This window comes from Streptomyces sp. H27-C3 (assembly GCF_030063415.1).
Taxonomy (GTDB): Bacteria; Actinomycetota; Actinomycetes; order Streptomycetales; family Streptomycetaceae; genus Streptomyces.
In genome coordinates, this window is sequence record NZ_JASITA010000038.1 from 41438 (window position 1) to 65722 (window position 24285).

A 24285-nucleotide genomic window follows, 5' to 3' on the forward strand; every position below is an offset into this window, starting at 1 on the left:
TGGAAGGGGCCCTGTCCTTGTGGTCGTAGTCGTGATCCTGGCCGCCGGCTGCGCCGCCGTCGCCGTACTGCTTGGCTTCTGGGCGCTGGCCCTGTACCGGCAGCTGACCGCCGAGCGCGCCGGGCGGGCCGGGGATCAGCGGGTGGCCGCCGCCCGGGGGGCGGCCGTGACCCAGCTGGCCGCGGTGCGGGTGCCCGCCATCGCCGAACGCGTGCGTACGGGACAGCGGTTGGACGGGGTTCCCGGCCCGGTCGCCCTGGAGGCCGAGGTCGGCGAGGAGTTCGCCCGCGCGCTGGCCGACGTGGTCGTGGCGCTCGGTTCGGACGAGGCGGTGCGCCGCGAGCGGGCCCTGCGGGACTCCGTACAGGCCGCCTTCGAATCCGTCGCCCGGAACATGCACGCCATGGCCACCGTGCAGCAACAGGTGCTGGACCGTGTCGAGCGTTCCATCGACGACCCGCGCCTGATGGCCGAGGTGATGAAGGCCGACCACGCGGCGTCACAGATGACCCGCAAGGCCCAGACGCTGCTGGTGATGTGCGGCATCTGGCCGGCCCGGCGGGAGACCCGGCCGGTGTCGCTCTATGACTGTGTGCGTGGTGCGCAGTCCCGGATCGTGGAGTTCGGCCGGCTCGACGTGCACGGCGGGCAGACGCTGTACGTGGTGGCCCCGGCGGTGGAGGGGCTGATGCACGCCATCGCCGAACTCCTGGAGAACGCCACGGTGTTCTCGCCCTCCAGCACTCAAGTCGTGGTGACCATCAGGGAGGTGGGTGCGGGCGCGGTGGTGGAGGTCGACGACGCCGGTCTCGGCATGCCGCCCGACGTCCTGAACCAGGCGATGGGCCAGCTGCGCGCCGAGCTGGACCTCGCCAGGCTCGGCGCGGTGCCCCGCCTCGGGCTTGCCTGCGTGGGGCGTTGGGCCCGTGAGCTCGGCTTCAAGGTGGAGCTGACGGGTGCGTCCGCGTACGGCGGCACCCGCGCGGTGGCCTTCGTACCGCACCGGCTGCTGACCGAGCCGCTGTCCCACTTCGCCACGCCGCCCCAGGCCGCCGCGGACACCCGGTCGCCGGCCGTCGCGCCGGTGCCACCGCGGCGGACCGTCGAACCCGTGCCGTTGCACCAGACCGTCGCGCCGGTCGTGGAGACGCCGCCACCGGGCCGGAGGAGCGACGGCGCGCCCGATGGCGTACGACAGCCTCCGGTGCCCGCGCCCGACGACATACGGCAGCTCCGGCCGGCCGGGTCCGACGACGTACAGCAGCCGGGGGCGGCGCAACAGCCCCCGGGGGCCGGGCTCGGCGGGCTGCCCCGGCGTCGCAGCCGGCGCGGCGCCGGGCAAGCGGCGGCCGACCGGCTTCCGCGGAACCCGCGGGCCCCACAGGCGCCGACGCCCCCGTCGGCCCCCTGGACCCCGGAGGCCGCACGGGCGTCGATCGCCAGTGTGTTGTCCGGCACCCGGCGCGGGCGGGCGGTCATCGACGGGGCCGAGCACAACGAAGTGCGGGACCGCGACCAAGTGCGGGACCCCGATCAAGTGCGTGACCAACACGATGGAGGCCGGCCGTGACCGGGATCATAGGAATCCTCCCCGACCTGGGCTGGATGCTGCGCCCGCTGACCGAGATTCCGGGGGTCAGGCACGCCGTGGTCGTCTCCGAGGACGGGCTGCGGCTGGGGCACGCCTCCGCCGAGAACCTTTCCGGGCCGGTGGCCCGACTGAGCGTGGCCGAGGCGGAATCGCTCTCCGCGGCGTGCGCCGCGATGACGATGACGGGCCGGTCCACCGCCGCGCTGCTGTTCGGCGGGGGCGGCGCGGTGCGTCAGCTGATGCTGGAGTCGGAGCACGGCTTCGTTCTGTTCACCCACGCCGGAACCGGCGCGCATCTGGGAGTGGCCACCGACACGGCCGCCGATGTGGGCCTGGTGGCCCAGCAGATGCAGCTCCTGGTGGCGAAGATCGGTGCGCATCTGACGAGCCGGCCGCGGGACGAGGCGCGGGACCAGTCGGATCACCGCCCAGATGATCATGATCAGCCGGTGACCCCGCCGTCATGACGGACCGGCCGGAGGAACGGACCACGTCCGCGGTACGTCCGTACGTGATCACCGGCGGCCGGGCGGACGCGGGCGGCGAGCCGCTGTCCTGGGAGTCCCTGGTGATGGCCGCGGACGTCGCCGTACCGCCGTCCCTCCAGCCCGAGCACCGCATGATTTTGACGCACTGTCAGGGACTTTTGTCCGTGGCCGAGGTGGCCGCTCATATCGGCCAATCGGCACCGGTGGTCCAGGTGTTGCTCTCCGACCTCCTGGAGTGGGGGCTGATCGTGAGCCGCCCGCCCATCCCGGCGGCCGAACGTACCGATCTGTCCATCCTGAGAAAGGTGCTCCATGGCCTCGAAAGCCGCCTCTGAGGCGCCGGTGCGCGGTTCGGTAGGGGCCCCGGGCGCCGCGACCGCCGAGGTCTCGGGCAAGTACCTCACCTCCAGCGTCGTCGGGGCGGCCAAGATCCTGGTCGTCGGCCCGCTCGGGGTCGGCAAGACCACGCTGATCGGCACGGTCTCGGAGATCAAGCCACTGTTCACCGAGGCGGCGATGACCCAGGCGGGTGCCCGGGTGGACGCCCGCGTCGAGCACACCAAGACGACCACCACCGTCGCCCTGGACTTCGGCCGGATGACGATCGACGGCGAGTTGGTGCTCTATCTGTTCGGTACGCCGGGACAGCCGCGGTTCCTGCCCGCCTGGCGGGACCTCGCCAAGGGCGCGCTCGGTGCGCTGGCCCTGGTGGACACGCGCGACCTGACCGCGTCCTTCGACGCCCTGGGCAACCTGGAGGACCTGGGGCTGCCCTTCGCCGTCGCGGTCAATGTCTTCCCCGGCAGCCCGCAGTATCCCGAGGACGAACTCCGGGCCGCCCTCGACCTGCTTCCGCACACTCCGCTGGTGGCCTGCGACGCGCGTGACCCCCGGTCCTCGGTCCGCGCGCTGATCGCCCTCGTCAGCCACCTCATCGAGTCCGAGTCCGCAGCTCCGTCCCCGTCCGCACATCCGTCCCCGTCCGCACATCCATCCCCGTCCGCACATCCATCCCCGCCCGCACCTCCACCCCCGTCCGCCCCGGAGCCCTCATGAGCACCCCGCCCGCCCAGCCAGGCCATCCCGCCGCCCCGCCCCGTGGGTTCGGCGGGCGCTGCCCGGCCGCGACTCCGCTGTACGGGCCCCAGCTCGACGGCGACGGGCTGCCCGCGCTGTACGAGGAACTCCGCAGGACTCACGGACCGGTGGCCCCGGTGACCGTCGCGCCCGGCATCGACGCCTGGTTGGTGCTCGGCCACCGCGAGCTGCTCCAACTCACCCGTGACGAGCAGGACTTCTCGCACGACCCGCGCCGCTGGAGCCTGATGCGCGAGGGCCGGGTGCCGGCCGACTCGTCGATCCTGCCGATGGTCGGCTGGCGGCCCGCGTTGCTGTTCGCCGACGGGCAGCAGCACCGCCGGATGCGGGCCGCGGTGTCCGACGCGCTGGCCGGCATCAACGGGCACGAACTGCGCCGCACGGTACGGGCGACGGCCGAGCAACTGATTGCCTCGTTCGCCGGCCGCCGGGAGGCCGATCTGGTGCCGCACTACGCGCGCAAGCTGCCCATGCAGGTCATCACCGGGCTGCTCGGCCTGGACCAGCGGACCGGCCAGCAACTGGTGCAGGCCATCGCCGGCACGGTCGTCGCCAACGCGGACTCGGCCAACGCCAGCAACCGCATGGGCGTCATCCTGCAGGCGCTGATCGAGGAGAAGCGCAGCAGTCCCGGCAGTGACATCACCTCGGCGCTGCTGCGACACCCCGCCCGGCTGACCGACGAAGAGGTGCTGCACAACCTGGTGGTGATGTTCGTCGCGGGGAACCAGACCACCGTGAACTGGATCGCCACCACCCTGCGCATCCTGCTCTGCGACCCGGCCTTCCGGTCCTCGCTGACCGGCGGCCACCTCACCGTGGATGACGCACTCGACCTGGTGCTTTGGCGCTTCCCCCCGACCCAGAACTTCCCCGCCCGCTACGCCACCCGCGACCTGAGCTTCGGCGGCCAGGACATCCGCGCCGGAGACATGCTGGTCCTCGGCCTGGCCGCGGCCAACGCGGACCCGGCGGTGCTGCCCGCCGACGGTAGCCCCGTCGTCGGCAACCGCTCCCACCTGGCCTTCGGCGGCGGCCCGCACACCTGCCCCGCGCAGGACCCGGCCAGGCTGATCACCCGTACCGCGGTGGACACCATCCGGCACCGGCTGCCCGACCTGGAACTGGCCGTCCCCGAAGCCGACCTGGCCTGGATCAAGTCACCGTGGAGCAAGGGGCTCGCGGCGCTCCCGGTGCGCTTCACCGAACCGCATCTGCCGTCCGTACCACCGTCAGGAGAGTCCAGTTGAGCACCTCACACGGCACACCCCACCGCATGGACCCGGCCGGTGGCTGCCCGCACGCGGACAACGCGCGGCTGCTCGCCCGGGGCGCCGTGGCGACGGTCGTGCTCCCCGGTGACGTCGAGGGCATGGTGGTCCTCGGGCACGACGCGCTCAAGGAGTTCCTCGCCCACCCCGACGTCGCCAAGGGCGCGGCGCACTTCACCGCGCTCCAGGAGGGGCAGATCCCCGACGGCTGGCCGTTGAAGACCTTCGCCACCGTGCAGGGCATGACCACCGCCGACGACGCGGACCACCGGCGGCTGCGGGCGCTGGTGAGCAGGGCGTTCACCGCCCGCCGGGTGGAGGAGCTGCGCCCGCGGATCGAGAAGGTGACCGCCGAGCTGCTCGACGGCCTGGAGCAGGCGGCCCCGGCGGACGGCGAGGCCGTCGACCTGCGCGCGCACTTCGCACTGCCGTTGCCGATGGGCGTCATCTGCGAGCTGCTCGGTGTGGACGCCGGGCACCAGGACCGGCTGCACCACCTCTCGAACCAGGTGGTCGCCACCGACATAGGCCCCAAGGAGGCGATGGCCGCCAACCGGGAGCTCGTCGAGGTGCTGGGCGCGATCGTCGCCGACCGCACCGGGAAGCCGGGCGAGGACCTCACCAGCGCGCTGGTCGCGGCCCGCGAGGCGGACGGGGACCGGCTCAGCCCGCACGAGCTGATCGGCACCCTGCTGCTGATGATCATCGCCGGGCACGAGACCACGCTGAACCTCATCACCAACGCGGTACGTGCGCTCTGCGCCCACCGCGACCAGCTCGAACTGGCCCTGGCCGGCACGGTCTCCTGGACGGACGTGGTCGAGGAGACGCTGCGCTGGGACGCCCCGGTCAGCTACTTCCCTTTCCGCTACCCCACCCGCGACCTGCCCCTGGCCGGCACGGTGATCCCCAAAGGCACTCCGGTGCTGGCCGGTTACTCGGCGGCGGGTCGCGACCAGGCGGCGTACGGCCCCGACGCGGACCGCTTCGACGTCACCAGGGCCGCTCGCAACCTCTCCCTCGGCCACGGCCCGCACTACTGCCTGGGCGCACCGCTGGCCCGGATGGAGGCCACCATCGCGCTGGAACGGCTGTTCACCCGCTTCCCGGACCTGGACCTCGCCGTCCCGGAGACGGAGGCGGCCCTGCCCCGGCACGCGAGCTTCGTCGGCAACAGCGTGCGAAACCTGCCGGTCCGGCTGCGGGGACGGACGGCAGGGGGCAGCTGATCCTTTGATTCCGCGGGGGCGCGGCCGGTCCGAGAGGTCGTACGTACCGGCCTCGTGGTCGCGGCCCCGCCGCGGATCAGAATCAGGAGGGGGAGGCGGGGGCGCCCGTACGAGCCGGCGTCGTCGCCGCGTTGTTCCTGCCCCCGCGGCGCCGTCGGCGCTCAGGGCGCGCCGCGACCAGGCAGGGCGGTTGGACCGGGCGATCAGGTCGGGTAGTCAGGCCGCGCGATCGAACCCGACCATCACGGCCAGACCAGACAATAAGGCTGATGTCCCGCCTCATGCAGCCGATGGCTGAAGTCCTGCCATTCGTGCAGCAATTGGTACACGTAGTACGCGTCCCGCGGCCCTCCGCGATCCGGCACCGTCGACCAGATGAAGGCCGCCGCGCCCACCGACTCCTCGCCGATGCCGCGCAGCGGGTCGACGACCGTCATGGGGAGCTTGACCACCGCGTAGTCGGGGTGCAGGACGACCAGCTCCAGCGGGGGGACCTTGTGCAGCGGTATCCCCTCGATGCCGGTCAGGACCATCGCCGCCACCGTCTCCGGCTTGATCTTGGTGAACATGCCGCCCATGCCCAGCTCGTCGCCGCCCAGCTCCTCGGGGCGCATCGAAATGGGCACGCGGGCCGCCGTGGCTCCGTCAGGAGCGCCGAAGTACTTGTAGGTCACCCCCACCCGGCCACTCCTGCTTCCCGTATGCGCGTCGGTCATTTTCTCGCGCTCCCGACGGTGTCGGCCGCGCCGGGTCCGCTCGGGACCCAGATCATCGGTCCCCTCGCCCACTCCGCCACCGCGATGCATATCTCCACCCGAACCACTCGCGGCCGTGGCCGCGCAACCCGATCATCGTGACAGTGACCTCCCCCACGGCTGTGCGGTGAAACACCTGTCCGCAAGTCCGTCCGAGCCTCTGACACCATGGCTTGTGTGAGCTTCCCCTATGACGCCCCAGTTTCGCAGACGCTTTTCGACCGCGCGTCCCTCGTGACGCCCGGCGGCGTGAACTCTCCGGTCCGTGCATTCGGGGCCGTGGGCGGTACGCCCCGGTTCATGGTGTCCGGTGCCGGTCCGTACCTCACCGATGCCGACGGCCGTGAGTACGTCGACCTCGTGTGTTCGTGGGGGCCGATGATCCTCGGCCACGCCCACCCCGAGGTCGTCGCGGCCGTGCGGGAGGCCGTCGCGCGCGGCACCTCCTTCGGTACGCCCGGAGAGGGCGAGGTCACGCTCGCCGAGGAGATCGTCGCCCGGATCGCGCCCGTCGAGCAGGTACGGCTCGTGTCGAGCGGTACCGAAGCGACCATGTCGGCCATCCGTCTCGCCCGTGGTTTCACCGGCCGCGCCAAGGTGGTGAAGTTCGCGGGCTGCTACCACGGCCACGTGGACGCGCTGCTCGCCGCCGCCGGATCGGGTCTCGCGACCTTCGCCCTGCCCGACACCCCGGGTGTCACGGGCGCCCAGACCGGCGACACGGTGGTCCTCCCGTACAACGATCTCGACGCCGTACGGGCGGCCTTCGCCGCGCACCCGGGCGAGATCGCGTGCGTGATCACCGAGGCCTCGCCCGGCAACATGGGCGTTGTGCCGCCGGGGGAGGGCTTCAATCAGGGGCTCAAGGACCTGTGCGCCGAAAATGGCGCGTTGTACATCTCCGACGAGGTCATGACGGGCTTCCGTACGAGCAAGGCCGGCTGGTACGGCGTCGACGGGGTCGCACCCGACCTGATGACCTTCGGCAAGGTCATGGGCGGCGGTTTCCCCGCCGCCGCGTTCGGCGGTCGCCGGGACGTCATGGCCCACCTCGCGCCCGAGGGCCCGGTCTACCAGGCGGGCACCCTGTCCGGTAACCCGGTCGCCACCGCCGCCGGGCTCGCCCAGCTGCGGCTGCTCGACGACGCGGCGTACACGAAGGTCGACGCGGTGTCCGCGGAGATCCGGGCGCTCGTCACCGGGGCCCTCACCAAGGAGGGCGTCGCCCACCGTCTTCAGGCGGCGAGCAACATGTTCTCCGTCTTCTTCACGGCCGACGAGGTCCGCGACTACGACGACGCGAAGAAGCAGGAGGCCTTCCGCTTCACGGCCTTCTTCCACTCGATGCTCGCCGACGGCGTCTATCTGCCGCCCTCGGCCTTCGAATCGTGGTTCGTCTCGACGGCGCACGACGAGCGCGCCATCGAGCGCATCGCCGCCGCGCTGCCGGCCGCCGCCCGCGCCGCCGCCGAGGTGACGGCATGAGCGGCGACCTCACCGAAGCAGCGGCAGCCGGCGCCGGTGAGCTGACCGTCGTCCACCTGATGCGCCACGGCGAAGTGCACAACCCCGACGGGGTCCTGTACGGCCGCCGCTCCGGCTATCACCTCTCCGACCTGGGCCGGCAGATGGCCGACCGGGTCGCCGAGCACCTGGAGGGCCGCGACATCACGCATGTCGTCGCCTCCCCGCTGGAGCGCGCCCAGGAGACCGCGACGCCGGTCGCCACGTCGCACAGCCTGGAGCTGGTCACCGACGACCGGCTGCTCGAAGCGGGCAACGTCTTCGAGGGCAAGACCTTCGGCGTCGGCGACGGCGCGCTGCGCAAGCCCGCCAACTGGAAGCACCTGACGAACCCGTTCCGCCCGTCCTGGGGCGAGCCGTACGTCGAACAGGCCGCCCGGATGATGGCCGCGCTGAGCGCGGCGCGTGACGCGGCCCGCGGCCACGAAGCGGTGTGCGTGAGCCATCAGCTGCCGATCTGGACCGTACGCAGCTTTGTCGAGCGTCGGCGGCTGTGGCACGATCCGCGCAGGCGGCAGTGCACGCTCGCCTCGCTCACGACCTTCACCTTCCGCGGCGACAAGATCGTGTCGGTGGGTTACAGCGAGCCGGCCCGCGATCTCGTACCGCCGCATCTGCTGGCCGGGGCGAAGCCCGTCAAGGGGCAGGCCAAGGCCTTTGGCGCGTAACCGCCGGTAAATGGCTGGTAAATGATCGGCAATCTTCGGCCATGACCGGGAAAAATATGCGCCTGCACCGGAACCTACGTGTTCGTCACGTCATCTCACTCGATGTCCATTTCTATGGACGACGAGTATGACGAGTTCGGATGGGGACGGTATGCGCGACATCAGTCGAAGGGGCCTGCTGGGACTGGGAGTTGGAGCGGCGGCCGCGGTCGGGGTCGCCGGCTGCGGTGCCTCCGACTCGGGTTCGGGGCGGCCGGGCTCCGACAAGGGCAAGGGTGACGGCGGTGGGGGCGGGGCCGACAAGCCCGAGATACGTCTCATAGGCGACGGCTCCACCGCCGACACCGGCAAGCAGCCGCACCAGCCGAAGAAGCCCGTCCCCCTGGAGCCCGGCGAGACCCCGCCGCAGTTCGTGATCTTCTCCTGGGACGGCGCGGGCGAGGTCGGCAACGGCCTCTTCCCGCGCTTCCTGAAGGTCGCCAAGGACCACGACGCGGCGATGACCTTCTTCCTCTCCGGCCTCTACCTGCTGCCCGAGGCGAAGAAGGACCTCTACAAGCCGCCGAACAACCCGGTCGGTGCCTCCGACATCGGCTATCTCACCGACGACCACATCAAGGCCACGCTCAAGGGCGTACGCCAGGCCTGGCTCGACGGCCACGAGATAGGCACCCACTTCAACGGGCACTTCTGCGCGGGCTCCGGCTCCGTCGGCAACTGGACGCCCGCCCAGTGGGAGAGCGAGACCGCCCAGGCGAAGTCCTTCGTCACCGAGTGGAAGACGAACAGCGGCTGGACCGACCTCGACCCGCTGCCCTTCGACTACGAGAAGGAACTCGTCGGCGGCCGTACGCCGTGTCTGCTCGGCCAGGACAATCTGCTGCCGACGGCGAAGAAGCTCGGCTGGCGCTACGACGCCAGCTCGCCCGGCGGCCGTCAGATGTGGCCTGTGAAGCGCAAGGACCTGTGGGACCTGCCGCTCCAGGCCGTCCCGTTCCCGGGGCATTCCTTCGAGGTGCTCTCGATGGACTACAACATGCTCGCGAACCAGTCGAAGAATTCGACCAAGGGCCCGCCCGCGCGTTACCCGGGATGGAAGCAGGAGGCCGCGGGCGCGTATCTCGCCGGTTTCAAGCGTGCGTACGAGAGCAATCGCGCGCCCTTCTACATCGGCAACCACTTCGAGCAGTGGAACGGCGGCATCTACATGGACGCCGTGGAAGAGGCGATCAAGGGCATGGCCGGGAAGAAGGACGTACGCCTGGTCTCCTTCCGGCAGTTCTGCGACTGGCTCGACGTCCAGGACCCGCAGGTGCTCGCCAAACTGCGTTCGCTCGAAGTCGGCCAGGCGCCGACCGGCGGCTGGAAGAGCTTCCTTACCACCTCTTGACAAGGGGCTTTACGGGCACCATGGGGGGCGCGGAAGATCACGGGAACGCTCATGCGAAACTTTTCACATGAGCCTTGGACGCGCCCCCCGCCGCCGCTCGAACCACACCCGCCACGCGGCCGCCGCAGCTGCCGTCGCGGTCGTCGGCGCGCTGACCCTGTCGGCGTGCGGCGGCGACGGGAGTACGTCGTCGGGCACCGGCGGCGCCAAGTTCGTCACCGGCGACAGCGGCATCTCCACCGTCGCCAAGGGCGACCGGCAGGACGCGCCCCGGCTCGACGGCACGACGCTCGAAGGCAAGAAGCTCGACATCGGCGACTTCAAGGGCAAGGTCGTCGTCATGAATGTCTGGGGCTCCTGGTGCCCGCCCTGCCGCGCCGAGGCACCGCATTTCTCGAAGGTCGCCAAAGACACCAAGTCCGACGGCGTCGAGTTCGTGGGGATCAACACCCGCGACGACACCAAGGACCCGGCGCGCAAGTTCGAGGAAGATTACGGCGTCGCTTATCCGAGCCTGTACGACCCGATCGGCAAGCTCATTCTGCGCTTCCCCAAGGGCAGCCTGAATCCGCAGGCCATTCCGTCGACGATCGTCATCGACCGGGAGGGCCGGATCGCGGCCCGCACGCTCACCGCCCTCAATGAGAAGAAGCTGCGCCAGATGATCGACCCGTTGATCGCGGAGAAGTGATCCTGTGAGTGTTCTGGCCGCGGTGATCTCCGATCCGAACCCGACGGTTCTGAGCGGCGCGCTGCTTCTCGCGGTACCGATCGCCGTCGCAGGCGGCCTCGTCTCGTTCTTCTCGCCCTGCGTGCTGCCGCTCGTCCCCGGCTATCTGTCGTACGTCACCGGCATCAGCGGCACCGACCTCGCGGAGGCCAAGCGCGGCCGGATGGTCGCGGGGGCCTCGCTCTTCGTCATCGGATTCACCGCCGTGTTCGTCTCCGGCGGGGCGCTCTTCGGCTACTTCGGCTCCACACTCCAGGAGCACCAGGAGATCCTCTCCCAGGTGCTCGGTGGGCTGATGATCCTGATGGGCATCTTCTTCATGGGCATGATGCCCTGGCTCACCCAGCGCGAATTTCGCTTCCACAAGCGGCCGGTGGCCGGGCTGGTGGGCGCGCCCGTCCTGGGCGCCCTGTTCGGCATCGGCTGGACGCCCTGCATCGGCCCGACGCTCGCCTCGGTGATCGCCCTCTCCGCCGAGCAGGCGAGCGCGGGGCGCGGGGCGATACTGACCGTCGCGTACTGCCTCGGCCTCGGTGTGCCCTTCGTGCTGGCCGCGGTGGCGTTCCGCAAGGCGCTCGGCGCGTTCAGCTGGGTGAAGAAGCACTACGTCTGGGTGATGCGCATCGGCGGGCTCATGATGATCACGACCGGCCTGCTGCTGGTCACCGGCGTCTGGAACGGCCTCGTCCAGGACATGCAAGGCTGGACCAACGGCTTCGTGGTGGGGATCTAGTTCCATGAGCAAGACCAAGACAGGGCCCGCGGACACCTCCGGGGACACCGAAGAGCAGAAGGACCAGGGCCTCGGCGCGGCCGGCGCCCAGCTGTCCACGGCGCCCCGCGAGGACACCGGCCTCAGCATGCCCACGCTCGGCGTGGTCGGCTGGGCGCGCTGGTTCTGGCGGCAGCTGACCTCGATGCGGGTGGCGCTGCTGCTGCTCTTCATGCTGTCGCTCGGCTCCATCCCCGGCTCGCTGATCCCGCAGACCAGCGTCGACGAGGGCAAGGTCGCCGACTTCCGCGAGCTGCACAAGACGCTCTCGCCGATCTATGACGACCTGGGCCTGTTCCACGTCTACAGCTCGGTGTGGTTCTCCGCGATCTACCTGCTCCTCTTCATCTCGCTCATCGGCTGCATCGTGCCGCGCACCTGGCAGTTCGTCGGCCAGTTGCGCAGCCGCCCGCCGGGCGCCCCCAAGCGCCTGACGCGGCTGCCCGCGTACACGACGTGGCGCACCGACGCGGAGCCCGAGCAGGTGCGCGAGGCCGCGCTGGCGATGATGAAGAAGCGCCGCTACCGGGCCCACTCGGCGGGCGACGCGGTCGCCGCGGAGAAGGGCTATCTGCGCGAGACCGGCAATCTCCTCTTCCACATCGCGCTCATCGTGATGCTGGTGTCGTTCGCCACCGGGCAGCTCTTCAAGTCCGAGGGCGGCAAGCTGGTCGTCCAGGGCGGCGGCTTCGCCAACACGCTCACGCAGTACGACGATTTCAAGTCCGGGACGCTCTTCGACAAGGACCACGACCTGGCGCCCTTCAGCTTCGGGCTGGAGAAGTTCGTCGGGACGTACGAGCGCAGTGGCCCCCAGCGCGGCACGCCCCGCGTCTACGAGGCGCACGTGCGGTACGCGAAGGGCTCGGACGGCCCGGAGAAGAAGGCCGTCATCGAGGTGAACGAACCGCTGACGGTCGACGGCTCCAAGGTCCACCTCATCGGGCACGGCTACGCGCCGGTGGTCACCGTCAGGGACGGCAAGGGCAAGAAGGTCTTCTCGGGCGCGGTCCCCATGCTGCCGATGGACTCCAACGTCACCTCGTCCGGCGCGGTCAAGGTCATGGACGGTTACCGCGACAAGAACGGCAAGAAGGACCAGCTCGGCTTCCAGGCCTTCTTCGTACCGACGTTCGCGGGCGCGGGCCAGGGCACGATGCTCTCCCAGTACCCCGGCCTCGACGACCCGCGGCTCGCACTCAACGCCTTCCACGGCAGCCTGGGCGTCGACGCGGGCCTGGCGCAGAACGTGTACCAGCTCGACAAGCGCAAGATGAAGCCGTTCAAGGACGCGAAGGGCGCGGACCTCAAGCAGCGCCTCGCGCCCGGCGAGACCATGCAGCTTCCCGGCGGCGCGGGCACCGTCACGTTCGAGAAGGACGTGAAGGAGTGGGCGACGTTCCAGATCTCCCAGCAGCCGGGCACCCAGCTCGCGCTGATCGGAGCCGTCGCGGCCATCGCGGGCCTGTCGGGCTCGCTGTTCATCCAGCGGCGCCGGATCTGGATCCGGGCCGCACGCGGCGAGGACGGTGTCACCGTCGTCGAGATGGCGGGGCTCGGCCGCAGTGAGTCCACGAAGCTCCCCGAGGAACTGGCCGACCTGGCCGCCAAGCTGAACACCGAGGCGCCGACCGCGCCACCCGCGCCCTCAGCGCCCGACCCCGCAGATCCTGCTGAACCCGCCGAAGGAGCCCGCGCGTGAATCTCGCGGCCGAGACCAACGAGAACCTCGCCAACATCAGCAATGTGCTGATCTATTCGTCGATGGCCATCTACCTGCTGGCCTTCTTCGCCCACATCGCCGAGTGGGTCCTCGGCAGCCGCAGCAAGGTGGGCCGCACCGCCGCCGCGCTGACGGGCAAGGCATCGGAGCAGGCCGCCGCCCCGGCCGCAGGCTCCGTCGCCGTACTCGACAAGCCCCAGGTCGTCACCCGCGCCCCGGCCGGCTCCCGTGACGTCCCGGACGGCCCCGGCGCGGCCGGCGGCACGGAGAAGGGCGACCTCTACGGACGCGTCGCCATCTCGCTGACCGCCCTGGCGTTCCTCATCGAGGCAGCCGGCGTCGTGTCCCGCGCGATGTCGGTGCAGCGCGCGCCGTGGGGCAACATGTACGAGTTCTCGATCACCTTCTCCACGGTGCTCGTGGCGGTCTACCTGGTCTTCCTGGCCGCGAAGAAGAACGTCCGCTGGGCTGGCCTGCCGCTGGTCACCACGGTCCTCCTGGACCTCGGTATCGCCACCAAGTGGCTCTACACCGACAGCGACCAGCTGGTCCCGGCGCTCGACTCGTACTGGCTGTGGATCCACGTCTCCACCGCGATCTTCTGCGGCGCGGTCTTCTACCTCGGCGCGGTCGGCACCCTGCTCTACCTCTTCCGCGACTCGTACGAGGCGAAGCTCGCCGCCGGCCGCAAGCCCGGCATCTTCGCCACGTCGGTCCTGGAGCGGCTGCCGTCGGCGGCGACGCTCGACAAGTTCTCGTACCGCGTGAACGCGGCCGTCTTCCCGCTGTGGACGTTCACGATCATCGCGGGCGCGATCTGGGCGGGCGACGCGTGGGGCCGCTACTGGGGCTGGGACCCCAAGGAGGTCTGGTCCTTCATCACGTGGGTCGCGTACGCCTGCTACCTGCACGCCCGCGCGACGGCGGGCTGGAAGGGCCGCAAGGCGGCCTACCTGGCGCTCTTCGCCTTCGGCTGCTGGCTGTTCAACTACTACGGCGTGAACATCTTCCTGAACGGCAAGCACTCGTACGCGGGCGTCTGACGCGGATATTCGGCCATTGCCGTACGGCTGCGGAGGCCGGTTTCCTGCGACCTGGGTCGTGGGGGACCGGCCTTTGCCGTGAGGGGGCGAGCGTCCCCACGGCCCCACTCGTGCTGAGCGGTCGAAGAGGGCCCGCAGCTGGGCGAGGTACGTCTCGGCCGGCGGCTGCACCCCCCGGCCGTCCGCTAGGACCCCGCTCCGCCCGGCGGCAGGCACGTCCTCGGCGGTGGCCTGCCCTCCGGCCAGGCCACCTCCACGAAGCGCTGGGTGCCGTCGCGGGCCAGCTCCACCACCGGCACCGCCTTGTTGTACGGGTTGCCGTGATTGTCCAGGCAGATCCAGCCGCTCGCCCCCTCGACCCGCAGCGAGCCCTTCACTCTCGTCCACTGCCCGGCCACCTCGGCCGCGTCCGGCACCTGTTGGCCTTCGCCCGTCGCCTGCCTGATGCCGTGCACGGCCAGGGCCAGCGCGTCGTACGCCACGATCGCCTGCCCGTCGCCGAGTGAGGTGGCGCCGATCGGGCCGATGCCCGGCTTCGCCGCGCGCGCGAGCAGATCCGTGAAAGTCCGGTACGCCGCCGGGGAGCCGCCCGTCTTCGGAGTCTTCCTGGGGTCCGCCCAGGTGTCGGGGTGGGCGAGCGCCGCATAGCGCACGGTCACCTTGGAGCTCAGCGCGTCCCGGTTCAGCTTCTTGTCGCCGCCCAGGTAGGAACCCTCGTCGCCGGTGAGCACCGTGAACGCGCGCTCCCGGCAGCCGCGGGCGCTCAACGCGTTGATGAATTGGCGCAGTTGGGTGTGACGTCCGGCGAAGTACACCGTGTCCGCCCTGGTGTCGCAGATGAGGTGGGTGATCTGGCGGAAGGTGTTGGGGGTGGTGCCCTCCTCGGTGGGGTCGTCGGGGGAGGTGAAGAGCTGCGGCTCGTACGGCGCGCCCTTGAGCAGGCCCGCGAACGCCGTCCGGAGCGTGTCCGTGTAGTGGTCTCCCGTGACGGTGTCCTGCACCAGGAGCGCCTTGTCGGCCTCGACCTTGCCGAACCGGGCCAGGGCGCGCGCCTCGTCGCGGTTGGTCGGCGAGACCCGGGCCAGCCCCGGGTAGGGGTCCTTGCCGCCGCCTCCGTTGGCGATGTCGTCGGCCGTGATGGTGGTGCCGACGACCGCGATGCCCCGGCGTGCGGTCAGCTCCGCCACCGCCAGTTTCACCGGCGCGCTGCTGGTGGCCACGCCGGACACCGCGCGCAGCCGGTCCGGTGCGTCGGTCATGTCGCCGAGGCGCTCCACGACGATCGCCCAATGCGCGTTGTTCTTACCGGTGTTGGCGAGGACGAGGCGGATCTTGGGCACCTCCCCGTTGGATTCGTGGTTGGCCCGGTACTGCTGGAGGTACGCCCCCTGCGTCTCGTGCAGGATCTTGGTCCGCATGCCCTTGTCGGTGGACGTGAACGGCAGCATCAGCGCCACCGTCGCGTACGACCCCTCCTTGAGCGTGTCGTTCTCCCGGTCGATCGCCCGGACGACGTCCTTCAACTCCGTTACGGAAAAGTCGAATCCACCGCTGGACACCCCGATGCACTCGTCGCTGCCCGCAGGCCGCTCCACGCCCGCCGCACACGAGCGGTCCTCGGGGTCGTTGGCCTGATCGACGGCGATGAGGGTGCCGCCGGTGATCAGTACGGCCACCAGCACGCAGGTCATGATCCGCTGCCTGGTGGAGTACCAGACGTGGTAACGCAACCGGTTACGCATCGGAGTCCCCCTCGTCCCGGCCCGGCGGCATGCTCGGCGCCCGCCAGGCCCTGATGTCCCTCGGCCAGTGGGAAGCGGCGTCCCACAGCACGCCGTTGCCCGTCAGATGCTGTCCGGACAACTGCCTTAGCTCGTGCGCCATTTTGTCGATCACCTCGTCGTCCGGGAGAACCAGCGGATCGGACAGCAGCCACACCGCGTGCAGCAATCTCCGCAGCCGCAGATGCAGTTCGGCCTCGTCGTGGCCCAGGCCGGGCGGTAGCTCCGGCGGGGCCTCCTGCCCCAGGGCCGCCGCCCGCCGCGGATCGGGGCCGCCGTCGCGCCGACGGGGGTAGGGCGCGGAGGCGATGAAGCGCAGCTCGCCGAGCCAGCCGAGCACCCCCGCCGCCGGGAACGTCTCACGCAGACGTGTCACACAGTCCTCGGCCTGCCCGAGGACCAGCTCCTGGTGGAGGCGGAAGGCCGGGTGCTGCTCGCCGTACGCGGAGTGCAGCGTCTCGTGCACCGCCCGCCACACCGCGTACGACGGATGGTCGCCGTCGTGGAACCGCAGCCGGTGCAGCAGCAGGGCGCGCAACAGCGGATCGGCGATGAAGTGCTCGGGCCCCACCGGCCAGTCCTCGGCGAGCAGCATGTCCCGTACGCGCAGGGCGACATCGCCGTCGTACGACTCGCCGCGCAGCCGGGTCCTGGCGAGCAGCCGTGCGGAGTCCTCGCCGTGCGCGGCGGCGAGCACGGCGAGGGTGTCGCGGCGTAGACCGGGCGGCAGCAGCCGGTCGAGCAGCTCCTTGGCGACCGTCACCGGCGGCTGGTCCTCGCGCAGCTCGACGGTGCGGTCGAACAGCGCGCCGGGCACCAACGACGCCGCTTCCCCGGCCTCCCCGGCCGCCTGCGCGAGCAGTATGGCGCCCAGCGGACGCCCGCCGGTCAGCCGGTGCACCCCGCGGGCCAGCCCCGACGGCGTACGACGGGAGGGGTCGTACCGGTCGAAGGCCGTGCGTACGTGTGCGGGGCTGAGCGGGGTGAGCTCGACGGCGAGGATGCCGGAGGTGACGTCGGTGCCGCGTGGACACGGCGCGGTGTGTGCGACCTCGGGGAGCCGGAGGCGGTTGGCGTGCCGCAGCCCCTCGTGTGCGCGCATCCGGGACGTGGCGAAGACGACGACCTGGTCGCGGTGGCCGCTCCCGCTGCGCCGACGGAGCACCGGCTCCACGAGGGCCCGGCCGAGCGGGAGATGGGCGTTGTCGAGCAGGATCAGCGGGCGGCCCCGGCGGGCGCCGCTCCCGGCCAGGCCCCGGTAGGCGTGGGACAGGTCGGTGATCAGCGCGGACACCAGGTGGGCCTCGGCGCGGGCGCGCAGTTCGCCGCCGCGCTCGAAGTCCACGGCGAGCAGGCGCAGTCCGCGGGTGCCGCTGTCCCCGGCATTCGGGTACGAGCCGTACCAGGGTGCCGTGCGCTTCTGCGCCCAGCCGAACAGCTCGGCGACGACGGTCTCGACGGTCTTCTCCGCGACCATGCCGACGACAGGTGCGGCGCCCTCCAGGACGAGCCCGGCGAGCGTCGTGAGCAGTTCGCCGACCCAGCCGGGCGCCGGGCCCTTCTTCTCGTTGACGGTGGCGAGGACCGGGCCCAGGCGCAGCAGGTCGCGCCGCGCCTGTTCGTCGTCGTCGCTGGTCCAGCCGGTGCTGGCGACGGCCACCAGGCCGAGGGCGAGCCGCGGGAACTGGACCGCCTTTCCCGCGGGCACCTTGGGCGCGAGCTGGATGGCGAGCTCGGTCAGGGCCCCGGTGACGGGTGTCCAGCCGGGGCCGTGGTCGGCGGGCGGGGGGACGGAATCGCAGTCGAGGAAGGCGACGGGCGTGCCGGGGCGGTAGACGTGCCGGAGCTGCTTGAGTACGGCGGTCTTGCCCATGCCGCGTCCGCCGGTCAGGACGACGACGGGTGGGTCGTCACCGTGCTCGTACGCGACCTTGGCGAAGCCGGCCGGGGCGAGGCCGGTCAGACGCGCGGCGAGCCCGGCCTGGCCGAATATCGCCTCGCGTCCGTACAACTGTCGTTCCACAGCACCCCCCGTGCCACGCGACATGTTCTGCACAGCGTCAACACCAGGATATCGACGGGGGGTTGCTGTGTCCGGAAATTCCGGACGGATCGTCAGATGATCCGGGGGGTGGGGAGGGAGCGACCTCCGGTCAGTCGTCGCCGATGTCCTCGTTCCACAGGTCCGGGTGGTCCCTGATGAAGTCGCGCATCAGGGCGACGCACTCGGGGTCGTCGAGCTGCACGATCCGCACGCCGTGCTCGGCCAGCCAGCCGTGCCCGCCGCGGAAGGTCAGCGACTCGCCGATGACGACCCGCGAGATCCCGAACTGCCTCACCAGGCCGCTGCAGTACCAGCAGGGGGAGAGCGTGGTCACCATCGTTGTGCCCCGGTACGAGCGCTGCCGCCCGGCCGCGCGGAACGCCGCCGTCTCCGCGTGCATGGACGGGTCGCCGTCCTGGACGCGGCGGTTGTGGCCGCGCCCCAGGAGCGTGCCGTCCGCGCCGTACAGGGCGGCGCCGATGGGGACGCCGCCCTCGGCGAGACCCGCCCGCGCTTCCGCGACGGCGGTCGCCAGCCATTCCCGTGCCTGTCCCTGGTCCATGGCGTCCACTGTGCGTCAGCCGAGCGGCTTGTCCAGCACCGCCTTGCGGTGGCTGAACGTTTCGAGGGAGTAGCGCCCGTGGTAATTGCCCATGCCGCTCTCGCCGACGCCGCCGAACGGCAGGTCGGACACGGTGAGATGGGCGAGCGGCAGCCCCAGGCCCAGCGCGCCCGACGAGGTCTCGGCCGACAGCCGGTCGCGGGTGACGGCCGACTCGGTGAACGCGTACAGGGCCAGCGGCTTGTCGCGGTCGTTGATGAAGGCGATGGCCTCGTCGAGGCCGGCGACCTCGACGAGGGGCAGGACGGGGCCGAAGATCTCCTCGCGCATCACGGGGGAGTCCGGCGCCACATCGGCGAGCACGGTCGGGGCGATGTACTTCGTCGTACGGTCGTGGGCGCCGCCCGTCACGGTGCGCCCGGAGTCCAGGAGGCCCACCAGCCGGTCGAAGTGGCGCTCGTTGACGATGCGCCCGTACTCCGGGCTCTGCGCGGGGTCGGCCCCGAACAGCGCCTCGACGGCCTTCGCGAGCGCGGTCTGCAGCGCGGCGGAGGTCTCGGGGTCGGTCAGTACGTAGTCGGGGGCGACGCAGGTCTGGCCCGCGTTGAGGAACTTGCCTGCGACCAGCCGCCCGGCGACGACGGCGATGTCGGCGTCACGGTCGACGAACACTGGTGACTTGCCGCCGAGTTCGAGCGTGACCGGGGTGAGGTTGCGGGCGGCCGCGGTCATGACGATCCGGCCGACCGCGCCGTTGCCGGTGTAGAAGATGTGGTCGAAGTGCTGCTCAAGGAGGGCCGTGGTCTCCGGGACGGCGCCCTCGACGACGCCGAAGGCGTCGGTGTCCAGGTACTCGGGGAGCAGCCGGGCCAGCGTGGCGGAAGTGGCGGGGGCCAGCTCGCTGGGCTTGACGACCACGCAGTTGCCCGCGGCCAGCGCGCCCACGACGGGGGCGAGCAGCAGCTGGACCGGGTAGTTCCACGGTGCGATGACGAGGACCAGGCCGAGCGGGTCCTGCACCGTCCAGGCAGTGGCCCCGCCGAGCGCGGCCGGTACGGGAGCGGGCTCGGGCAGCAGCCACTTCTCCAGGTGGTCCAGGGTGTGGTCGATCTCGCGGACCGTGAAGTCGATCTCGGTGCGGTAGGCCTCTTTGCGGCTCTTGCCGAGGTCGGCGTTCAGTGCCTCGGCGATCTCGTCGCCACGCTCGGTCAGCAGGGCGCGCAGCTGCCGCAGCTGGCCGGTGCGCCAGGCCGGCGGCGTGGTGCGGCGGGTGCGGAAGGTGGCGCGCAGTCGGGCGACGAGCTGGGCGGGCGTCTCGGTCCCGGTCTTCTCTGCGGTGGTGGGCACGGTCTTCTCCTCGCGTCGCGCGGCGGCATAACCTTGATATGGTCAAGCAATTAGATACATGTAACTACCAAAGATTGAGCATGTCAAGTGAAGCGAGTGGGAGGAGTGAAGTGGCCGACATGACCGACCCGGCGGGCCCCGAACCGGGCGCCCTGATGGAACCGCTGGCTCTCGTGGTCCGCGCACACCATGACGACCTCACCGTCGTGGCCACTCGTCACGGCCTCAGTACAGCCCAGGCCCGCGCGCTTGTCGCGCTGAACGAGCCCATGCCGATGCGGGCCCTCGCGGACCATCTGGTGTGCGACGCGTCCAACGCCACCGGGCTCATCGCCCGCATGGAGACCGGCGGCCTCGTCCGCCGCGACCCGGCCCCCGGCGACCGCCGCAGCAAGGTCGCGAGCCGTACGCCGGCGGGTACCGAGCTCGCGCTGCGCATCCGCGCCGAGATGCGGACCGTGCACGCGGCCCTGGAAGCGCTCACCCCGGAGGAGCGCAAGGCTCTGCTGCCCCTGCTCGAACGGCTGGGGCAGCTCCTGACCCGCTGAAGTGGGGGCGTACGCCGGGATCAGGCCTTCGGTAGCGGCCTGACCTGCTGAAGAGGGGTGTACGCCGGTGTCAGGCCTTCGGCGGCGCGGCGTCGTCGGGGCCCGTACCGGGGCCGTTGCCGCTCTCGCGGCGCTTGAGCTCCTCCTCGCGGCGGCGCAGGTCCGCCTCCCGGGCCTCCACGGCCTCGGACGAGGGCTCGTCCTTCTTGTTCTCGTCGGCCTTCGCGGCCTTGTTGTCGTCCCGCAGCGACGCCAGGAACTCCGGGTTGTCGTCGGGCGCGGTCCACTTCGGCCGTCCGCCGCGCCGCCCGCCGGGCCCTGCCGAACCGTCCCGAGGGCCACCGCGCACCTTGCCCACCGCGAGCCACGCGACCGGGCCGATGAGCACCTCGCCGAAGAGCAGCACGATGATCACCCACACCACCTTCGGCAGGTGGCGGACCTCTTTCTCCGGGGTGTTGAGGCAGTCGATGAAGGCGTAGATCCACAGCGCCAGAACAAGCAGGAACGGCAGATACCTGAGCATGAAGACAAGCCCCCAGAACACGGACCGCGGGGACCGTGCGCGGCCCCGGTGACGTGGCCAGCGTAGTGCGTACCGGATACTGGATCGCATGGCTTACGACGATCTTCGCTCCCTGCTCCGGGCGCTGGAGCGCGAGGGCGACCTCCTGCGCATCAAGGCCGAAGTCGACCCGCACCTGGAAGTCGGGGAGATCGTCGACCGGGTGAACAAGGCGGGCGGCCCGGCGCTCCTCTTCGAGAACGTCAAGGGCTCGTCGATGCCCCTGGCGATGAACGTCTTCGGGACCGACCGCCGGTTGCTCAAGTCGCTCGGCCTGAAGTCGTACGACGACATCAGCGACAAGATCGGCGGGCTGCTCAAGCCCGAGCTGCCGCAGGGCTTCATGGGGGTCAGGGAGGCCTTCGGGAAGCTCGGCAGCATGGCGCACGTACCGCCCAAGAAGGTGAAGTCGGACGCCGCGCCCGTCCAGGAAGTCGTCCTCACCGGCGGCGACGTGGACCTCGACAGGCTCCCGGCGCTCTTCACCTGGCCCGAGGACGGCGGCTCGTTCTTCAACCTGGGCCTGACGCACACCAAGGACCCGGAGTCGGGTGTGCGCAACCTCGGTCTGTACCGGCTCCAGCGCCACGACAAGCGCACCATCGGCATGCACTGGCAGATCCACAAGGACAGCCGCAACCACTACCAGGTGGCCGCGCGGCGCGGTGAGCGGCTGCCGGTCGCCATCGCCTTCGGCGCGCCGCCGGCCGTGACGTACGCGTCGACCGCGCCGCTGCCCGGGGACATCGACGAGTACCTCTTCGCGGGCTTCCTCCAGGGCAAGCGCGTCGAGATGGTCGACTGCAAGACGGTCCCGCTCCAGGTCCCCGCGCACGCCGAGGTCGTCCTTGAGGGGTGGCTGGAGCCCGGGAACATGCTTCCCGAGGGGCCGTTCGGCGACCACACCGGCTTCTACACGCCGCAGGAGGACTTCCCCGCGCTGACGATCGACACGATCACGATGCGGCGGCGCCCGCTGCTCCAGTCGATCGTGGTCGGCCGTCCGCCGACCGAGGACGGGCCGCTGGGCCGGGCGACGGAGCGGTTCTTCCTGCCGCTGCTCAAGGTGATCGTGCCGGACATCGTGGACTACCACCTGCCAGAGGCGGGCGGCTTCCACAACTGCATCATCGTGTCGATCGACAAGAAGTACCCGAAGCACGCGCAGAAGGTGATGTCGGCGATCTGGGGCGCGCACATGCTGTCCCTGGAGAAGCTGATCGTCGTGGTCGACTCCGACTGCGACGTGCACAACTACCACGAGGTGGCGTGGCGGGCCTTCGGGAACGTCGACTACTCGCGCGACCTGGTGGTCACCGAGGGCCCGGTCGATCACCTCGACCACGCGTCGTACCAGCAGTTCTGGGGCGGCAAGGCAGGCGTCGACGCGACGAAGAAGCTGCCTGAGGAGGGCTACGTACGGGACGGAGGCTGGCCGAACATGGTCGAGTCGGACCCGGGGACGGCGGCCAAGGTCGACCGCCGCTGGAAGGAGTACGGCCTGTGACCTCCGCCGCGGCCGCCCTCCCGCAGCCGGGCCGGACCAAGGCCTTCCTGCGTCTCGTGATGATCGAGCACTCGGTCTTCGCGCTGCCCTTCGCCTACATCGCCGCGCTCACCGCGATGTTCCAGCTGGACAAGAACATCCACTGGGGCAAGCTGCTGCTCGTCACCATCGCGATGGTCGGGCTGCGTACCTTCGCGATGGCGTGCAACCGCATCATCGACCGCGAGCTCGACGCCCGTAACCCTCGCACCGCCAACCGCGAGTTGGTCACCGGTGTGGTCTCCGTCCGGTCGGCGTGGACCGGCGCGATCGTCGCCGTCGTCGTCTTCCTCGGCGCCGCGGCCCTGCTCAACCCGCTCTGCCTGGCCCTCGCGCCGGTCGCCGTCGTCCCGATGGTGGTCTATCCGTACGGGAAGCGCTTCACCAACTTCCCGCACGCGATCCTCGGCATCGCCCAGGCCATGGGCCCGGTCGGCGCCTGGATCGCGATCACCGGCGAGTGGTCCTGGGACGCGGCGATCCTCGGTCTCGCGGTCGGCGTCTGGATCGGCGGCTTCGACCTGATCTTCGGCAGCCAGGACGTCCACGCGGACCGCGCGCACGGCGTGAAGTCGGTCCCGGCCCGCTTCGGCATCCCCGCCGCGCTGTACGGCGCGCGCGCCTGCCACGCGGTGACCACGCTGCTGCTGGTCTGGTACGCGCTGGCCACCGACGCCGGCGCGTTCTTCTGGATCGGCCTGGTGATCGTGGTCGCGGCCTTCCTCTACGAGCACACCGTCGTGAAGCCGCACGACCTGTCCCGGCTCAACCGGGCGTTCTTCCAGGTCAACGGGTTCATCGGCATCGCCCTGTTCGTGTGCGCGCTGCTCGATCTGCTGGTGCGCGGCCTCACGGTCTGAGCGGTGTGAGCGGCGCGAGCCGGATGGACGTCACCCGTTGAGCGGCGGCAGGGACCTGCGCTGTGCCCGCCGCCGGAACAGGAACGCGGCGAGCACCCCGCCCATCAGCCCGAACAGATGGCCCTGCCAGCTGATGGCCGGGTTGGTGGGGAGCACGCCCCACAGCAGGGAGCCGTAGATCGCGGCGACCGCGACTCCGACGGCGATGTCGACCGGCTTGCGGTCGATGAAGCCGCGGACCAGCAGATAGCCGAAGAGACCGAAGACGACGCCGGACGCGCCCGCGGTGTTGGAGTGGTCCGGGGCGGTGAGCCAGACGCCCAGACCACCGACGAGCATGATCGTGAAGGCGACGGCGACGAACCGGCGGACCCCGCTGAGGGCGGCGAGGAAGCCGAGGATCAGCAGCGGGACGCTGTTCGACGCGACGTGGTCGAAGCCGTGGTGCAGGAACGCCATCGGGAGTACGTCGCGCAGCTCGCCGACCTCGCGCGGGCTCAGCCCGAACGTGTCGAGGGCCCCGGTCGCCGCGTCGATCGCTTCGAGCGCCCACAGCAGCGCGACCCACCCGAGCATCAGCGCGGCAGCGGCCTTCGCCCGGTCGGACCGGCTCTGTAGAAGGGTGGTTCCCTGCATGGCGGCCCCCTGGCTTCGCGTGCGGTTCTGTCCTGTTGAACGTGCGGGGCACCTGACTCGGTTCCGGTCCTGGGCACCTGACTCGGGCCGGGTGCGGGGCGCCCGGATAGGCTC

23 protein-coding genes are annotated in these 24285 nt (G+C 70.8%); 16 read left to right on the forward strand and 7 right to left on the reverse strand.

Going from position 1 to position 24285, the window contains the following annotated elements; all coding sequences use genetic code 11:
- The first annotated feature begins 19 nt into the window (after positions 1-19).
- The 6 genes from QMK30_RS29865 to QMK30_RS29890 are packed head-to-tail and all read left to right on the forward strand — an operon-like array spanning position 20 to position 5677.
- Positions 20-1570 carry an ATP-binding protein gene (locus tag QMK30_RS29865; RefSeq protein WP_283521440.1) on the forward strand — a complete coding sequence of 517 codons (1551 nt, stop codon included), beginning with the start codon at positions 20-22 and terminating at the stop codon, positions 1568-1570.
- Complete coding sequence (locus QMK30_RS29870; protein ID WP_283521441.1) at positions 1567-2058, forward strand: roadblock/LC7 domain-containing protein; 492 nt, start codon at positions 1567-1569, stop codon at positions 2056-2058. Before QMK30_RS29865 ends, QMK30_RS29870 begins: the two co-directional genes overlap by 4 nt.
- On the forward strand, positions 2055-2414 hold the full coding sequence (locus QMK30_RS29875; RefSeq protein WP_283521442.1) for a DUF742 domain-containing protein: 360 nt from the start codon (positions 2055-2057) through the stop codon (positions 2412-2414). Before QMK30_RS29870 ends, QMK30_RS29875 begins: the two co-directional genes overlap by 4 nt.
- On the forward strand, positions 2392-3135 hold the full coding sequence (locus QMK30_RS29880; protein ID WP_283521443.1) for a GTP-binding protein: 744 nt from the start codon (positions 2392-2394) through the stop codon (positions 3133-3135). Before QMK30_RS29875 ends, QMK30_RS29880 begins: the two co-directional genes overlap by 23 nt.
- Complete coding sequence (locus QMK30_RS29885; protein ID WP_283521444.1) at positions 3132-4427, forward strand: cytochrome P450; 1296 nt, start codon at positions 3132-3134, stop codon at positions 4425-4427. Before QMK30_RS29880 ends, QMK30_RS29885 begins: the two co-directional genes overlap by 4 nt.
- A gap of 26 nt (positions 4428-4453) precedes the next feature.
- On the forward strand, positions 4454-5677 hold the full coding sequence (locus QMK30_RS29890) for a cytochrome P450 family protein (protein WP_283521472.1): 1224 nt from the start codon (positions 4454-4456) through the stop codon (positions 5675-5677).
- 242 nt (positions 5678-5919) lie between these two features.
- Here QMK30_RS29890 and QMK30_RS29895 read toward each other — a convergent pair whose 3' ends face one another.
- Positions 5920-6483, reverse strand: coding sequence for a hypothetical protein (locus QMK30_RS29895; RefSeq protein WP_283521445.1), 564 nt, complete (start codon positions 6481-6483; stop codon positions 5920-5922).
- 117 nt (positions 6484-6600) lie between these two features.
- Between QMK30_RS29895 and hemL the strand changes: the two genes are divergently transcribed.
- The 7 genes from hemL (at position 6601) to ccsB (ending at position 14282) form a co-directional block, all read left to right on the forward strand.
- The gene (gene hemL, locus QMK30_RS29900; protein ID WP_283521446.1) at positions 6601-7917 is read left to right on the forward strand and encodes a glutamate-1-semialdehyde 2,1-aminomutase; all 1317 of its coding nucleotides are present in this window, start codon (positions 6601-6603) and stop codon (positions 7915-7917) included.
- Positions 7914-8624: a histidine phosphatase family protein gene (locus tag QMK30_RS29905; RefSeq protein ID WP_283521447.1), complete on the forward strand. Its 711-nt coding sequence runs from the start codon at positions 7914-7916 to the stop codon at positions 8622-8624. Before hemL ends, QMK30_RS29905 begins: the two co-directional genes overlap by 4 nt.
- Before the next feature lie 151 nt (positions 8625-8775).
- On the forward strand, positions 8776-10014 hold the full coding sequence (locus QMK30_RS29910) for a polysaccharide deacetylase family protein (RefSeq protein WP_283521448.1): 1239 nt from the start codon (positions 8776-8778) through the stop codon (positions 10012-10014).
- 67 nt (positions 10015-10081) lie between these two features.
- Positions 10082-10705 carry a TlpA family protein disulfide reductase gene (locus tag QMK30_RS29915; RefSeq protein WP_283521449.1) on the forward strand — a complete coding sequence of 208 codons (624 nt, stop codon included), beginning with the start codon at positions 10082-10084 and terminating at the stop codon, positions 10703-10705.
- Positions 10706-10709: 4 nt separating this feature from the next.
- Entirely contained in the window at positions 10710-11477 is a 768-nt protein-coding gene (locus QMK30_RS29920; protein ID WP_283521450.1) for a cytochrome c biogenesis CcdA family protein, read from the forward strand.
- Between the two features lie 4 nt (positions 11478-11481).
- A complete protein-coding gene (gene resB, locus QMK30_RS29925) occupies positions 11482-13218 on the forward strand; it encodes a cytochrome c biogenesis protein ResB (RefSeq protein ID WP_283521451.1) in 1737 nt (578 codons plus the stop codon).
- Entirely contained in the window at positions 13215-14282 is a 1068-nt protein-coding gene (gene ccsB, locus QMK30_RS29930; RefSeq protein ID WP_283521452.1) for a c-type cytochrome biogenesis protein CcsB, read from the forward strand. Before resB ends, ccsB begins: the two co-directional genes overlap by 4 nt.
- 185 nt (positions 14283-14467) lie before the next feature.
- Here ccsB and QMK30_RS29935 read toward each other — a convergent pair whose 3' ends face one another.
- From QMK30_RS29935 to QMK30_RS29950, 4 genes are all read right to left on the reverse strand, one after another.
- Positions 14468-16024: an ABC transporter substrate-binding protein gene (locus QMK30_RS29935; RefSeq protein WP_283521453.1), complete on the reverse strand. Its 1557-nt coding sequence runs from the start codon at positions 16022-16024 to the stop codon at positions 14468-14470.
- On the reverse strand, positions 16017-18086 hold the full coding sequence (locus QMK30_RS29940; RefSeq protein ID WP_283521454.1) for a hypothetical protein: 2070 nt from the start codon (positions 18084-18086) through the stop codon (positions 16017-16019). Before QMK30_RS29940 ends, QMK30_RS29935 begins: the two co-directional genes overlap by 8 nt.
- 130 nt (positions 18087-18216) lie before the next feature.
- Positions 18217-18669 carry a nucleoside deaminase gene (locus QMK30_RS29945; RefSeq protein WP_283521455.1) on the reverse strand — a complete coding sequence of 151 codons (453 nt, stop codon included), beginning with the start codon at positions 18667-18669 and terminating at the stop codon, positions 18217-18219.
- Positions 18670-18684: 15 nt separating this feature from the next.
- Entirely contained in the window at positions 18685-20016 is a 1332-nt protein-coding gene (locus QMK30_RS29950) for an aldehyde dehydrogenase family protein (RefSeq protein WP_283521456.1), read from the reverse strand.
- A 119-nt stretch (positions 20017-20135) separates the two neighbouring features.
- Between QMK30_RS29950 and QMK30_RS29955 the strand changes: the two genes are divergently transcribed.
- Complete coding sequence (locus QMK30_RS29955; RefSeq protein ID WP_283521473.1) at positions 20136-20564, forward strand: MarR family winged helix-turn-helix transcriptional regulator; 429 nt, start codon at positions 20136-20138, stop codon at positions 20562-20564.
- Positions 20565-20634: 70 nt separating this feature from the next.
- Here the strand turns inward: QMK30_RS29955 and QMK30_RS29960 are convergent, their stop codons facing one another.
- Positions 20635-21090 (reverse strand): PLD nuclease N-terminal domain-containing protein, encoded by a 456-nt coding sequence (locus QMK30_RS29960; RefSeq protein WP_283521457.1) that lies wholly within the window; start codon positions 21088-21090, stop codon positions 20635-20637.
- 88 nt (positions 21091-21178) lie between these two features.
- Here QMK30_RS29960 and QMK30_RS29965 point away from each other — a divergent pair, with 88 nt between their 5' ends.
- Complete coding sequence (locus QMK30_RS29965) at positions 21179-22636, forward strand: menaquinone biosynthesis decarboxylase (protein WP_283521458.1); 1458 nt, start codon at positions 21179-21181, stop codon at positions 22634-22636.
- Entirely contained in the window at positions 22633-23535 is a 903-nt protein-coding gene (mqnP, locus tag QMK30_RS29970; RefSeq protein WP_283521459.1) for a menaquinone biosynthesis prenyltransferase MqnP, read from the forward strand. The genes QMK30_RS29965 and mqnP overlap by 4 nt, the downstream gene beginning before the upstream one ends.
- A 30-nt stretch (positions 23536-23565) precedes the next feature.
- Here the strand turns inward: mqnP and QMK30_RS29975 are convergent, their stop codons facing one another.
- The gene (locus tag QMK30_RS29975; protein WP_283521460.1) at positions 23566-24171 is read right to left on the reverse strand and encodes a rhomboid family intramembrane serine protease; all 606 of its coding nucleotides are present in this window, start codon (positions 24169-24171) and stop codon (positions 23566-23568) included.
- Positions 24172-24285: the final 114 nt, after the last annotated feature.

What these genes read in the sequence shown, in the direction of transcription:
- QMK30_RS29915 (WP_283521449.1), top strand. Translation starts at nt 10,082, where the DNA reads ATGAGCCTTGGACGCGCCCCCCGCCGCCGCTCGAACCACACCCGCCAC.
- QMK30_RS29955 (WP_283521473.1), top strand. Translation starts at nt 20,136, where the DNA reads ATGACCGACCCGGCGGGCCCCGAACCGGGCGCCCTGATGGAACCGCTG.
- QMK30_RS29935 (WP_283521453.1), bottom strand. Translation starts at nt 16,024, where the DNA reads ATGCGTAACCGGTTGCGTTACCACGTCTGGTACTCCACCAGGCAGCGG.
- QMK30_RS29910 (WP_283521448.1), top strand. Translation starts at nt 8,776, where the DNA reads ATGCGCGACATCAGTCGAAGGGGCCTGCTGGGACTGGGAGTTGGAGCG.
- QMK30_RS29905 (WP_283521447.1), top strand. Translation starts at nt 7,914, where the DNA reads ATGAGCGGCGACCTCACCGAAGCAGCGGCAGCCGGCGCCGGTGAGCTG.
- resB (WP_283521451.1), top strand. Translation starts at nt 11,482, where the DNA reads ATGAGCAAGACCAAGACAGGGCCCGCGGACACCTCCGGGGACACCGAA.
- QMK30_RS29975 (WP_283521460.1), bottom strand. Translation starts at nt 24,171, where the DNA reads ATGCAGGGAACCACCCTTCTACAGAGCCGGTCCGACCGGGCGAAGGCC.
- QMK30_RS29945 (WP_283521455.1), bottom strand. Translation starts at nt 18,669, where the DNA reads ATGGACCAGGGACAGGCACGGGAATGGCTGGCGACCGCCGTCGCGGAA.
- QMK30_RS29960 (WP_283521457.1), bottom strand. Translation starts at nt 21,090, where the DNA reads ATGCTCAGGTATCTGCCGTTCCTGCTTGTTCTGGCGCTGTGGATCTAC.
- QMK30_RS29890 (WP_283521472.1), top strand. Translation starts at nt 4,454, where the DNA reads ATGGACCCGGCCGGTGGCTGCCCGCACGCGGACAACGCGCGGCTGCTC.
- QMK30_RS29895 (WP_283521445.1), bottom strand. Translation starts at nt 6,483, where the DNA reads ATGCATCGCGGTGGCGGAGTGGGCGAGGGGACCGATGATCTGGGTCCC.
- QMK30_RS29875 (WP_283521442.1), top strand. Translation starts at nt 2,055, where the DNA reads ATGACGGACCGGCCGGAGGAACGGACCACGTCCGCGGTACGTCCGTAC.
- QMK30_RS29885 (WP_283521444.1), top strand. Translation starts at nt 3,132, where the DNA reads ATGAGCACCCCGCCCGCCCAGCCAGGCCATCCCGCCGCCCCGCCCCGT.
- hemL (WP_283521446.1), top strand. Translation starts at nt 6,601, where the DNA reads ATGGCTTGTGTGAGCTTCCCCTATGACGCCCCAGTTTCGCAGACGCTT.
- QMK30_RS29880 (WP_283521443.1), top strand. Translation starts at nt 2,392, where the DNA reads ATGGCCTCGAAAGCCGCCTCTGAGGCGCCGGTGCGCGGTTCGGTAGGG.
- QMK30_RS29965 (WP_283521458.1), top strand. Translation starts at nt 21,179, where the DNA reads ATGGCTTACGACGATCTTCGCTCCCTGCTCCGGGCGCTGGAGCGCGAG.